The following is an 11,459-nucleotide window of genomic DNA, read 5'->3' on the forward strand; positions in this document are numbered from 1 at the left end:
AGTCCGCCCCCGCCGCGGGGTCACTCGATGACGAGTTCGACCGGGACGTTGCCGCGCGTGGCGTTGGAGTAGGGGCAGATCTGGTGCGCGCGCTCGACCAGGTCACGCCCGTTCTCGAGGTCGTCGGGCAGTTCGACGCGCAGGACGACGGTGAGGCCGAAGCCCTTCTCGGCGTCCCCGCCGAGACCGACCTCGGCGGTCACCGACACGTCGCGGACGTCCTGGCGGTTCTTGCGCGCGACGGCGCCGAGGGCGCTCGCGAAGCACGCCGCGTAGCCGGCGGCGAACAGCTGCTCGGGATTGGTGCCGTCACCACTGCCGCCCATCTCGCGCGGCGGGGCGAGGGACACGTCGAGTCGGCCGTCGGAGGTGACGGCGCGGCCGTCGCGGCCGTTGGCGGTGGCGACTGCGGTGTAGCGGACGTCCATGTGCGCGCTCCTCAAGGGTGTTCTGGTGGGGAATCCGAAGGGTCAGTGCCCGAGGCGGGCGGACAGTTCGCGGGCGGCGGTGGTGACCTCCTCGATGATCTCCAGTAGCCGGCGGCCCCGGAATCCGGCGTTCACGCCGCCGAGGCTCAGCGTGGCGACGACGTCGTCCTGCGCGTCCCGGACCGGGGCGGCGACGGCCCCGACGCCGTACAGGTAGTCCTCCTCGCTGATCGCGTAGCCGTCGCGGAGCACCGCGTCGAGCCGGGCGGCGAGCGACGCCCGGTCGGTCAGCGTGTGGGACGTGTACTGGTCGAGGTCGCGGCCGAGCCAGCGCTCGCGCAGCTCGCCGGAGTGGGCCAGCAGGACGACCGGTCCGGCGGCGGTGTGGTAGGGCAGGACGGTGCCGACGCCCACCGAGTTGACGACGACCGGGTTGTTGCCCTGCACCCGCTCGACGCAGACGGCCCCCTCCGCGCCGGGGATCATCAGGTAGGCGGTGTCGCCGAACCGCTCGGCCAGGTGGCGCAGGAACGGCTCGGCCTCGTCGCGGAGGCTGAGGTCCGCGAGCGCGACGGCGCCGACCCGGAAGGGCTTCATGGTGAGCCGGTAGGTGCCGCGGTCGCCCCGGGTCAGCCAGCCCGCCCGGATCAGCGTCGCGGCCAGCCGGTGGACGGTCGTCTTGTTCATGCCGGTGGCCGACGTCATGGCGTTCAGCGTGAGGGCGGGCGTCTCCCGGGTGAAGCACTCCATGAGCTGGCACGCCTTGAGGACCGAGCCGACGATGTTCTTGTTCTCGCCGCCCTCCTGGTCGTCGGGGATCATGGGCTCTCCCGCCGTTCCGTAATCCGGTACATGTTCCGGATACTACCGACCGGTCGGGGATCGCTCGGTCAGGGCATGCGTCGCGGCCGCGTAGGCGTAGGTGTGGTTGCGGGCGTTGGCGAGACCGGTGACGTAGCCCTTCAGCTCCTTGGTGGCGGCGGCGTTGCCGGTGGCGTAGAGGCCCGCCACCGCCCGGCCGTCCCGGCGCAGCACCCGCGCGTCGCCGTCGATCCACAGGCCGAGGGTCCCCATGCCGAACCCGACGATCGACAGCGGGAGCGCGTAGAACGGCGGGGTCGCCACCGGCCCGAGGTTCGGGTTCGGTACACGGTCCGGGTCGCCGTAGGCGCGGCGGACGAACGGCAGCGTGCCGCGGCCGAACGCGTCGTCCGTCCCGCGCTCGGCGCCCTCGTTGAAGGCGGCGACGGTGGCCGCCAGCCCGTCGGGGTCGATCCCGGCGGCCTCGGCCAGCTCGCGCGGCGAGCCGGCCCGGACGATCGCGTCCGGCCACGGCTCGCCGGGGCCGTACGGGCCGAGCCGGTAGCGGCGGCGGAACTCGTCGTCGGCGACGAACCAGCACGGGTGGTTCGCCCAGCGCTTCCGGCGCCCGTCGTAGCGGCGCAGCGCGCCGATCAGCGCGCCGTAGTAGCTCTCGTCGCCGAAGCGCCGCCCGTCCCGGTTGACGATCATCGAGTGCGGCAGCCCGAGGTGCTCCAGCAGCGGCCGGTGCAGCGGGACGCCGCCGTCCGGGCCGGGTTCGCCCGGGTGGGTCTCGCCGGGGAAGCGGAAACCGACGCTGAAGAACGGGTCGGCGCCGCGCACGGTGGCCGCACCGGCCCGCTGCGCCAGCAGCAGGCCGTCGCCGTCCACCACGGGCGGGGCCGACTCGACCAGCGCCGGGACGTCCTCCAGCTCGGCGGCGTCCGGGGCGCCGCCGTACCCGCCCGCCGCGATGAGGACGCCGCGCCGGGCCCGCACCGCGACCCGTCCGTCCGGCCCGTCCAGGACGGCGCCCGCGACGGCGTCGCCGTCCGTCAGCAGCTCCACGGCGCGGTGGTGCAGCAGGCAGTCGACGCCGCGCTCGGTCAGCGCCGCCCGGACGAACGCGCCCGCGAGGCCGGAGCCGTGGGTGAGCAGGTCGCGCTCCGCGCCGTCGCGGCGAAGCCGGTCCAGCTCCGCGCGGTCGCGGGCGCGGGGCGAGTACAGGTCGCCGCGGGCGACGCCCGTCTCGTAGTACGGGCTGGGGCGGAGCCGGTCGCGCCAGGGGCCGAGGGACGCGCCGGGGACGGCGCACTCCAGCAGGCGTCCCTCCTCGGTCGAGCCGGGCGCGGGGTGGTAGAGGTCGGGGCAGCCCCGGATGACCTCGAACGGAATCCCGGCCTCGCGGTACCAGCGGGTCGCCTCCACCGCGCGGCGCAGGTAGCCGCGGCGGGCGGCGCGGTCGACCGGGCGGCCCTCGCCCTGCACGTGGTCGAGGTAGGACTCGGTCGCCTCCAGGGAGCCGTCCGCCTCGGCGCCCGGCAGGCCGGACGCCCCGACCCAGACGAAGCCGCCGCTGTAGGCGGCCACCCCGCCGACCAGGCCGGACCGCTCCGCGACCAGGACGTCGGCGCCCAGGTCGTGCGCGCGGACGGCGGCGGCGAGGCCGCCGAGGCCGCCTCCAACGCACAGCAGATCGACGACGCGGTCCATGTTCCCTCCCTGGGACGCCGTGCGGGCGTGTTCGGGCACCGCCTCGGGCGTCGCGCTCGCGCCGACGTGCACCGGCCGGCGGTCTTGTGAAAGGCGTTTCGCATCGCGGACCAGCCGGAGCGGGCGAACGGACGGCCCGAATCACGGCGGCGGTTCCGTCCGCAATCCGTTGACCAGCAACTCTTGCAGAAGATTTCGCGAATGTGAACCCGTTGACAGCCGCAGGAACCAAATCTACTGTCATGGCGGAATCTATTCCGGAATGCGGAAAGGTGCTCCCATGACAGCGACGCGTCTGCGCGACCTCATGGCCGACGACGTGGTGTACGCCCCGGGCGTCTGGGACGGGCTGACCGCCCGGCTGGCCCAGCAGGCCGGGTTCCCCGCCCTCTGCGCGTCCGGCTTCGCGATCTCCGCGGCGCTCGGGCTCCCGGACGCGGAGCTCTACACGATGTCGGAGAACCTCGACGCGGTCCGCCGCATCCTCGAGGCCAGCGACCTGCCGGTCATCGCCGACATCGACACCGGCTACGGCAACGCGGTCAACGCGGCCCGCACCGCGCGCCGATTCGCCGACGCGGGCGTGGCCGCGGTGTTCATGGAGGACCAGGAGTCGCCCAAGCGCTGCCCGATCTGCGTCGGCGACCCCGTCCCGGTGATCGGCGTCGAGGAGGCGGCGGGAAAGATCCGCGCGGTCCGCGACGCGGTCGGCGACCGCCTCGTCGTGATCGCCCGGACCGACACCGTCGGACGGGAGGCGCTGGAGCGCGCGGACGCCTACGTCGCCGCCGGCGCCGAGATGATCATGCCGGTGACCAAGACGTTCGCCACGGTGGCGGAGTGGCGCGAGTGCCGCGAGCGGACCGGCGTCCCCCTGATGGCCACCCTCACCGCCTCCACCTGGGTGGAGCGCGACCTCACCCCCGAGGTGCTGCGCGAGGTCGGCGTCCGGCTGGCGCTGCTGCCCACGCAGATCCTGCTCTCGGCGACCGGCGCCATGCGGGAGACCCTGCGGCGGCTGCGGTCCGGCGAGCCCCCGGCGCAGGTCAGCGCCGACGCGCTGCCGCACCACGACTTCGTCGACCTGATCGGCTTCGCCGACGTGGAGAAGGCGCAGGAGACCTACCTGCCCGCCGCCACCGCCTGAAAGGGGGTCCGAGGATGACTTCGACGAGCACCGGCGGCGACGGGACGATCGCCGCGAGGAACCTGGCGCCGGCCGCGTCGACCGGCCCCGCCGGCACGGCCGCCGGCGCGTCCGGCGGCCGGACGATCACGGAGAAGATCCTGGCCCGCGCCGGCGGCCTCGACGACGTGCGGGCCGGGCAGAACCACCCGTTCCGCCCGGACCACATGGTCGCCTACGACTTCCCCGGCTACACCGACCTGATGTTCAAGCAGATGCACGACGACTTCGGCATCACCGAGGTCGACGACCCCGAGCGCTACCTCATCTTCATCGACCACATGCTCTCCAACGGCGACGGCCGCGAGCGGGAGGTCCACGACGTCACCCGCCGGTGGGGCGAGTTCTACGGCATCACCGTGCACGAGGGGCGCGGCATCGGGCACCAGGTGGCGGCCGAACTCGGGTACGCGCTCCCGGGCAGGTTCCTCATCCACTTCGACGGGCACATCAGCGGCCTCGGCGCGTTCGGCGCGCTCGGCTGGGGCGTGCGGCGCGACCTGCTGGAGGCGTGGGTCAGCGGGCAGATCTTCCTCGACGTGCCGGCCTCGACCCGCTTCCATCTCACCGGGACGTTCGCGCCGGGCGTCGACAACCGCGACCTCATCCACGAGATCATCGCCCGGGTCGGCGCGGACGGCTGCGCGCACCAGGTCATGGAGTTCACCGGCCCCGGCGCCGAGGCGATGAGCATCGGACGCCGCCAGGGACTGTGCGGCATGGCGATGTTCACGGGAGCCGTCTCGGCGATCTTCAACCCCGACGACCTCGCGCTGGAGTACGCGCGGCGGGTCGCCCGCACCGAGTTCGAGCCGCTGTACAGCGACGCCGACGCCGGCTACACCGCGACCCACGCGATCGATCTCGACGCGCTGCGGCCCCGGGTCGTCCTGCCCGGGTCGGCCCGCGCCGCCAACACGCTCGGCGTGGACGAGGCCGCCGGGACGCCCATCACGCGGGCGTTCATCGGCTCGTGCGCGAGCGGCCGCATCGAGGACATCCGCGCCGCGGCCGAAATCCTGCGGGGCCGCCGGGTCGCGCCGGGGGTCCAGCTCAACGTCGTCCCGACCTCGCAGGTGATCCACCGGCAGGCCGAGGAAGAGGGGCTCCTGGACGTGCTGCGCGACGCGGGCGCCGACATCGCCATCTCCAGCTGCGACTTCTGCTTCGGCTACGCGCGCCCGCTCCAGGACGGCGAGAACTGCATCTCCACCGGCGTCCTCAACATCTCCGGCCGGATGGGCAGCACCGGCGCCGACATCTACATGGGGTCGGCCTACACCGTCGCGGCCAGCGCCGTCGCCGGACGCATCGCCGACCCGCGGGAGGTCGTGTCATGACCGGCACCGGGACCGACCCCGCGACCTCCGCGCTGCCGGACGTCCTGCGCGGCCGCGTCGCGTGGATCTTCGGCGACGACTTCGACGTCGACCTGATCATCGGCGTGGAGAACATCAAGTACTACGACCCCGGCAAGCTGCGCGCGGTCTGCATGCGGGCCTTCGACCCCGACTTCGCCGACCGGGTCGAGCCGGGCGACGTCGTGGTGGGCGGGCGCAACTTCGGCTACGGCCACCCGCACTACCCGCCGCTCGTCGCGCTGCGCAACCTCGGGATCAGCGCCGTCCTCGCCGAGTCGTTCTCGCCCGGGTTCTGGCGCGGCGAGACCTACAACGGGATGCCGCTGGTCGCCGTGCCGGGCATCGCGGCGGCCGTCCGGCGCTTCGACCCGGTGGAGGTCGACTGGCGCCGCGCGGCGGTCCGGCTCCCGGACGGCACGGAGCTCGCGGGCGACCCGCCGAGCGACCGGACGATCCAGGTGCTGGAGGCGGGCGGCAGCCTCAACCTGCTGCTGCGCGAGCACGGGCGCCGGGCCGCGGCGGGGGGCTGACATGCGCGGCGACCACTTCGACACCGCCCACGGGCAGGTCCGGGCGTGGCTCACCGGCGACCGTCCGGGCGTGCTGGTGCTGCCGGGGATCCGCTGGTCGGGACGTCCGCTGGCCGAGGAGATCGTGCTGGAGGCACCCGGCCGCCCCGTCGCCGTCGCGGACCTCCCGGGCGTCGGCGGGTCGGCGTCCGGCGCCGCGTCCGGCCCCGGCCCGGCGGCCGACGCGCTCGCCGAGGTCGCGGCCGCGCTGGGCGTGCACACCGTCGTCGGGCTGGACATGTCCTGCGCCCTCGCCGCCGCCGTGGCGGGCCGGGCGCCGGGCTGCCGGGAACTCGTCCAGGTCGACCCCGGCTACCTCGCGGCCGCCCGCGAGACGCCGCCGCCCGACGTCGCGCCCCGCGCGGACGGCTCCCACCTGCCGCGGCTGTGGCAGCTCGTCCGGGACGCGCACCTGTTCCCGCCCGGCGCGGCCCGCGCGGCCGTCCCGGGACGGGCGGAGCTGCCGTCCCCCGCCGCGCTCGACCGGACGGTCGTCGCGTTCGCCGAGCATCCCGAGAGCTTCGCGGCCCTGTGGCAGGCGTGGTGCCGGGCGGGGGAGGACCCCTTCGCCGGGGCGATGCCGCCCACCGCGGTCGTCGAGTCCGGCGGCACCGGCCCGTCCCCGGTCGCCCGGTGGCTCGGCCGGCTGTCCCGCGCCCACGGCCGCCCGCCCGTCCCCGCCGTCCCGGCGGACGCGCCCGCGCCGCGCAGGGCGCTGCCGCCGGCGGACGTCCCGTCCGGCGCCCCGGTCGGAAGCGCGGCCACCGGGGTGCGCGCCACGGGGGTGCGGCGGGAGTTCGTCACGACGTCGCTCGGGCAGGTCCACCTGCGCCTGGCCGGGGACCCGGCGGCGGCGCCGCTGATCGCGCTGCACTCGGCGCCCGGATCCGCCGGGCCGCTCGAACCGCTGATGCGCGGCCTGTCGGACGACTTCCACGTGATCGCGCCCGACCACCCCGGGAACGGCGAGTCGGACAAGCCGTGGCGCGACCCCGTCGACATCGGACGGCTCGCCGACGCGGTGGCGGAGGTCGTCGAGCGGCGGGCCGCCGGGCCGGTGCACCTGTGGGGCACCCACACCGGGGCCGTGATCGCGCTCGAACTGGCCGTGCGCCGGCCCGACCTGGTGCGGCGCGCCGTCCTGGAGGCGCCGCCGCTCCTGCCGCCCGACCTCACCTCCGACATCCTGGAGCACTACCTGCCGCCGCTGCGCGCCGACCGGTTCGGCTCCCACCTCGTCCGGGCGTGGGGGATGCGGCGCGACATGTTCCTGTTCTGGCCGTGGTACCGCGACCGCACCGCCGCGTCCCGCCCGCTGCGCGTCCCGCGCCCCCGCGAACTGCACGACTGGACGGTCGGGCTGCTGCAGAGCGGCCCGACGTACCAGCTCAGCTACGCCGCCGCGTTCCGCTACCCCACGCGGGAGCGGCTGCCGAAGCTCACCGTTCCCGCGCTGATCTGCGCGGGCCCGGACGACATGCTGGCCGACAACCTCCCGGCCCTGCGCGCCGCCGCACCGGACGGCGTCCGCATCGAGTCCACCCCCGCGACCTGCTGGTACCCCGACCAGGATCCCGCCGCGGTCCACGCGACCGTCCGGCGCTACATCGAGTTCCTCGCCGCCCGCTGAGGGCGCGCGCACCGTCCGAGGAGACGCCATGGCACCAACACTGCGCCGCCGGTCACTGGCCGCGCTCGCCGCGGCCATCGCCGCCGCCACGCTGGCCGGCGCCTGCACCGGCGGGACCGAGGAGGGCGAGGTGAAGATCGGCTTCATCACCGCGCTCACCGGGCCGGTGGCCTTCGCCGGGCAGACCTTCGCCAACGGCATCGAGCTGGCGGTCGACCAGGTCAACCGCGAGGGGTACCTGGGCGGCGGCCGCAGGATCACGCTGGTGAAGAAGGAGGGCGCCGAGAAGCCGTCGCAGGCCGTCGACCAGGCGCGGCAGCTCTCCGTCGACCAGAGCGTCGTCGGCGCCCTCTGCTGCATCCTGTCCCCGGTGGCGGGCGCGGTGAAGGTCGTCACGTCCGACGCGGAACTGCCGCTGAACATCTACGGCGCCACCGACCTCGGCCTCCAGGACCCGCCGTACGTCGTCCGCACCACCACCCTGCCGCAGGAGGCCAACAAGCGGCTGGCGCGGAAGGTGGCGGAGGAGGCCCGGCCCGCCTCGGTGGCCTACGTGGTCACCCAGGACAACTCCGGGTGGATGTCCCAGCTGAAGTCCTTTCAGGAGGGCTTCGCCGGGACGGGCGTCCGGGACCTCGGGACGGTCGACACGCTGGCGGCGCAGACCGACTTCAGCGGCGCCGCCGGGCAGCTCATGGCGAAGAACCCGGAGGCCATCGTCATCTCGACGCTCCAGCAGTCCACGATCTCCCTGGTCAAGGCGCTGCGCAGCCGCGGCTACCGGGGCCTGCTCGTCACCACCGAGGTGGTCGGCAGCCCCGGCGCGTTCAAGGCCGCGGGCGCCACGCTGGCCGACGTCCCGTTCCCGGTGTACTTCTACGCCGGGAAGGCGGGCCCCGCCGGGCAGGAGTTCGCGCGCGCCTACCGGGCCGAGTACGGCACGGACCCCGACGCCTACGCCGCCCAGGGGTACATGGCCGCGTTCATGATGGCCACCGCCGTCCGGAACGCGGGCGCGAACCCCACCCGCGAGAGCGTCACGAAGGCGCTGTCGGACATCGAGCGGCTCGACGACACGATCTACGGCACCGTCCAGTTCCGGGACGGCCAGCTGTACGCCCCGGAGAGCATCGTCCACGTCACGTGGACGAGGGACGGGCGGCAGCGCGAGTGGGCACCCGCCGGCGCGGGTGCCGCGTGACGGGCGGGTGAGCCGACCATGCTCTTCCTCCAGCAACTCGTCAACGGGATCTCGCTCGGCGCCGTGTACGCGCTCTTCGCGGTCGGGTTCGGCGTCGTGTTCTCCACCATGCGGATCCTGAACCTGGCCCAGGGCGTCTACGCGACGTGGGGCGCGCTCTTCGCCTACTGGACGGTCACCGAGGCCGGGCTGCCGTTCGCGGTGGCGGTCCTCGCGGGCGCGGCGGCCGGGGCGGTGGCCGCCGTCGCGGTCGACCAGATCGCCTTCCAGCCGCTGCGCTCGCGCGGCGGCGACCAGCTCCTCGGCACCATCATCACCAGCGTCGCGCTGTGGATCGCGCTGCGGGAGGCGGCGAGCCTCGCCACCGGCGCCGCGCCGCTCGGGTTCCCGCCGGGCACCGTGCCGGACGGGCTGCTGCAGGTGGGCGGCGTCCGGGTGCTGACGACGCAGCTCCTCGCGATCGCGTGCGCGGTCGCGGTGACCGCGGCGATCCACCTCGTCCTGCGCCGGACGAGGCTCGGCGCGGCGATCCGGGCCGTCGGGCACGACCGGGGCGCCGCGATGCTCGGCGGGGTCGACCCGCGCGTCGCGATCCTCACCGCCGCGGCGCTGGCCGGCGCCGCGACCGGACTGGCGGGCGTGTTCTTCGCCGCCGGGCAGACCTTCACGTTCGGCCTCGGCGACGGACTGCTCCTGCACGGCTTCGCGGCGGTCGTCATCGGCGGCATGGGCGACGTCCGAGGTGCCGCGTTCGGCGGCTTCCTGATCGGCGTGATCCAGGTGCTGTCGGCGCAGTACATCTCCGCCTCCTTCCAGGACGCCATCACGTTCGGCCTCCTGCTCGCCGTCCTCGTCGCGCGCCCGCGCGGCCTGTTCCGCACCGTCGAGCTAGGGAGAGCATGATGGCGGCGACCCAACTCGCCCTGCTGTTCAGCGCGATCGAGTTCGCGCTCGTCGGCGCGATCCTCGCCCTCAGCACGTACGTGACGCTGTGGGCCGGGCTGCTCAGCTTCGCCACGGTCAGCTTCGCGGCGACCGGCGCGTTCACCGCGACGCACCTGATGTCGGAGGCCGGGTTCGGGCTGTGGCCCGCGCTCGCGGCGGGCGGTCTCGGCGGCGGCGTGCTGGCCGCCGCGGCCGGGCTGCTGCTCATCCGGCTGGACAGCCACTGGCTGGCGCTCGCGACCGTCGCGCTCATCCTCGTCACCCGCGTGGTGGTGGTGAACCTCGGCGACCTCACCGGCGGCTCGGAGGGCCGGATCGTCCCGGTCAAGGTGGAGCTGTGGCAGCTCGTGCTGGTGCTCGGGCTCGTGTGCCTGTTCCTGGCGCGGCTCGCCCGGTCCCGGTTCGGCACCGCGGCCGTCGCCACCCGCGAGGACCCGACGGCCGCCGCGACGATGGGCGTCCCGGTCCGCCGCGTCCAGACGGCCGCGTTCGCGATCAGCGGCGTCATCGGCGGGATCGGCGGCGTCCTCCAGGCCGGGCTGCTGCGCTACATCGACCCCGACAGCTTCTACATCGACCTGGCCGTCACCGTCATCGCGTGCGTCGTCCTCGGCGGCGCCTACCACTGGTTCGGCTCCGTCATCGGCGCGATCGTGTTCACCGGGCTGCCGGTGTACGTGAACCAGTTCATCGGCCAGGGACAGTCCATCATCAACGGCGTCCTGCTGCTGGTCATCATGATCTGGGTGCCCGGCGGCCTGATCGACCCGCTGCGCTGGCGGCGGCTGCGGGAGCGGCGGTCCGCCGCGTCCCCGGCCGGTGCCGCGCGCGAGGTCGCGGAGGTGCGGTCATGAGCGGCGGACAGGACGGCGACGCGCTCGTCATCGACGGTCTGGCCAAGCGGTTCGGCGGGCTGAGCGTGCTCGGCTCGGTCGCGCTGACCGTCCCGCGCGACGCCGTCTTCGGCGTCGCCGGGCCGAACGGGGCCGGGAAGACGACCCTGCTCAACATCATCAGCGGGCTGCTGCCCGCCGACGCCGGGACGATCACCCTGTTCGGCGAGCCCTGCCACCATCTCCGCGCCACGGCGCTGGCCCGGATGGGCGTCGCCCGCACCTTCCAGAACATCCGGCTGCTGCGCGGCCTCACCGTCGCCGAGCAGGTCATGGCGGGCGGGTACCGGCTCCGGCGGGTCGGCGCCGCCCGCGGCCTGGCCGGGACCCCGCGCGCCCGCGCCGAACAGCGCGACCTGCGGGAACGGGCCATGGAGGTGCTGGCCTCGGTCGGCCTGGCGGACGCCGCCGGGCGGCTCGCCGAGACGCTGCCCTACGGCGACCAGCGGCGGCTGGAGATCGCGCGGGCGCTGATGTCCAAGCCCCGGCTGCTGCTGCTCGACGAGCCGACCGCCGGGATGAACGCCGCCGACTGGGCCGGGATCGGCGAACTCGTGGCCGGGCTCCGGCGGACCGGCACCGCGGTCGTCGTCGTCGAGCACAACATGCGGCTGATCCAGGAGATCTGCGACCAGGTCGCCGTGCTCGCGTCCGGCGAGGTCATCGCCTGCGACGTGCCGGCGCGCTGCCTGCGCCGCCCCGAGGTGCGCAAGGCGTACTTCGGCAAATGAG

The 11,459-nt window shown here is 74.6% G+C and carries 11 protein-coding genes; 8 read left to right on the plus strand and 3 right to left on the minus strand.

Annotated features, from left to right (window positions below):
* Positions 1–20: 20 nt before the first annotated feature.
* From AB0L25_RS14685 to AB0L25_RS14695, 3 genes are read right to left on the minus strand one after another with little or no spacing between them, the layout of a single operon-like run.
* Complete coding sequence (locus AB0L25_RS14685; RefSeq protein WP_500172085.1) at positions 21–428, minus strand: organic hydroperoxide resistance protein; 408 nt, start codon at positions 426–428, stop codon at positions 21–23.
* A 42-nt stretch (positions 429–470) separates the two neighbouring features.
* The gene (locus AB0L25_RS14690) at positions 471–1,250 is read right to left on the minus strand and encodes an IclR family transcriptional regulator (protein ID WP_500172086.1); all 780 of its coding nucleotides are present in this window, start codon (positions 1,248–1,250) and stop codon (positions 471–473) included.
* 42 nt (positions 1,251–1,292) lie between these two features.
* Positions 1,293–2,942, minus strand: coding sequence for an FAD-binding protein (locus AB0L25_RS14695; protein WP_500172088.1), 1,650 nt, complete (start codon positions 2,940–2,942; stop codon positions 1,293–1,295).
* A 280-nt stretch (positions 2,943–3,222) separates the two neighbouring features.
* On the opposite strand from AB0L25_RS14695, the gene AB0L25_RS14700 reads away from it, so the two are divergent.
* From AB0L25_RS14700 to AB0L25_RS14735, 8 genes are read left to right on the plus strand one after another with little or no spacing between them, the layout of a single operon-like run.
* Positions 3,223–4,089: an isocitrate lyase/PEP mutase family protein gene (locus AB0L25_RS14700; RefSeq protein ID WP_500172090.1), complete on the plus strand. Its 867-nt coding sequence runs from the start codon at positions 3,223–3,225 to the stop codon at positions 4,087–4,089.
* A gap of 14 nt (positions 4,090–4,103) precedes the next feature.
* Positions 4,104–5,468, plus strand: coding sequence for a 3-isopropylmalate dehydratase large subunit (locus AB0L25_RS14705; protein ID WP_500172092.1), 1,365 nt, complete (start codon positions 4,104–4,106; stop codon positions 5,466–5,468).
* Complete coding sequence (locus AB0L25_RS14710) at positions 5,465–6,019, plus strand: LeuD/DmdB family oxidoreductase small subunit (protein WP_500172094.1); 555 nt, start codon at positions 5,465–5,467, stop codon at positions 6,017–6,019. The genes AB0L25_RS14705 and AB0L25_RS14710 overlap by 4 nt, the downstream gene beginning before the upstream one ends.
* Position 6,020: 1 nt before the next feature.
* Entirely contained in the window at positions 6,021–7,688 is a 1,668-nt protein-coding gene (locus AB0L25_RS14715) for an alpha/beta fold hydrolase (RefSeq protein ID WP_500172096.1), read from the plus strand.
* 28 nt (positions 7,689–7,716) lie between these two features.
* A complete protein-coding gene (locus AB0L25_RS14720) occupies positions 7,717–8,889 on the plus strand; it encodes an ABC transporter substrate-binding protein (RefSeq protein ID WP_500172098.1) in 1,173 nt (390 codons plus the stop codon).
* An 18-nt stretch (positions 8,890–8,907) separates the two neighbouring features.
* On the plus strand, positions 8,908–9,792 hold the full coding sequence (locus AB0L25_RS14725) for a branched-chain amino acid ABC transporter permease (protein ID WP_500172100.1): 885 nt from the start codon (positions 8,908–8,910) through the stop codon (positions 9,790–9,792).
* Positions 9,792–10,688 (plus strand): branched-chain amino acid ABC transporter permease, encoded by an 897-nt coding sequence (locus AB0L25_RS14730; protein ID WP_500172102.1) that lies wholly within the window; start codon positions 9,792–9,794, stop codon positions 10,686–10,688. The genes AB0L25_RS14725 and AB0L25_RS14730 overlap by 1 nt, the downstream gene beginning before the upstream one ends.
* A complete protein-coding gene (locus AB0L25_RS14735; protein ID WP_500172104.1) occupies positions 10,685–11,458 on the plus strand; it encodes an ABC transporter ATP-binding protein in 774 nt (257 codons plus the stop codon). Before AB0L25_RS14730 ends, AB0L25_RS14735 begins: the two co-directional genes overlap by 4 nt.
* Position 11,459: the final 1 nt, after the last annotated feature.

The sequence above is a fragment of the Spirillospora sp. NPDC052242 genome, assembly GCF_040679555.1.
Lineage (GTDB): Bacteria > Actinomycetota > Actinomycetes > Streptosporangiales > Streptosporangiaceae > Spirillospora.

Bases quoted from the DNA above. Each gene is read 5' to 3' on its own strand.
- AB0L25_RS14685 (WP_500172085.1), bottom strand. From the start codon at position 428: ATGGACGTCCGCTACACCGCAGTCGCCACCGCCAACGGCCGCGACGGC.
- AB0L25_RS14690 (WP_500172086.1), bottom strand. From the start codon at position 1,250: ATGATCCCCGACGACCAGGAGGGCGGCGAGAACAAGAACATCGTCGGC.
- AB0L25_RS14695 (WP_500172088.1), bottom strand. From the start codon at position 2,942: ATGGACCGCGTCGTCGATCTGCTGTGCGTTGGAGGCGGCCTCGGCGGC.
- AB0L25_RS14700 (WP_500172090.1), top strand. From the start codon at position 3,223: ATGACAGCGACGCGTCTGCGCGACCTCATGGCCGACGACGTGGTGTAC.
- AB0L25_RS14705 (WP_500172092.1), top strand. From the start codon at position 4,104: ATGACTTCGACGAGCACCGGCGGCGACGGGACGATCGCCGCGAGGAAC.
- AB0L25_RS14710 (WP_500172094.1), top strand. From the start codon at position 5,465: ATGACCGGCACCGGGACCGACCCCGCGACCTCCGCGCTGCCGGACGTC.
- AB0L25_RS14715 (WP_500172096.1), top strand. From the start codon at position 6,021: ATGCGCGGCGACCACTTCGACACCGCCCACGGGCAGGTCCGGGCGTGG.
- AB0L25_RS14720 (WP_500172098.1), top strand. From the start codon at position 7,717: ATGGCACCAACACTGCGCCGCCGGTCACTGGCCGCGCTCGCCGCGGCC.
- AB0L25_RS14725 (WP_500172100.1), top strand. From the start codon at position 8,908: ATGCTCTTCCTCCAGCAACTCGTCAACGGGATCTCGCTCGGCGCCGTG.
- AB0L25_RS14730 (WP_500172102.1), top strand. From the start codon at position 9,792: ATGGCGGCGACCCAACTCGCCCTGCTGTTCAGCGCGATCGAGTTCGCG.
- AB0L25_RS14735 (WP_500172104.1), top strand. From the start codon at position 10,685: ATGAGCGGCGGACAGGACGGCGACGCGCTCGTCATCGACGGTCTGGCC.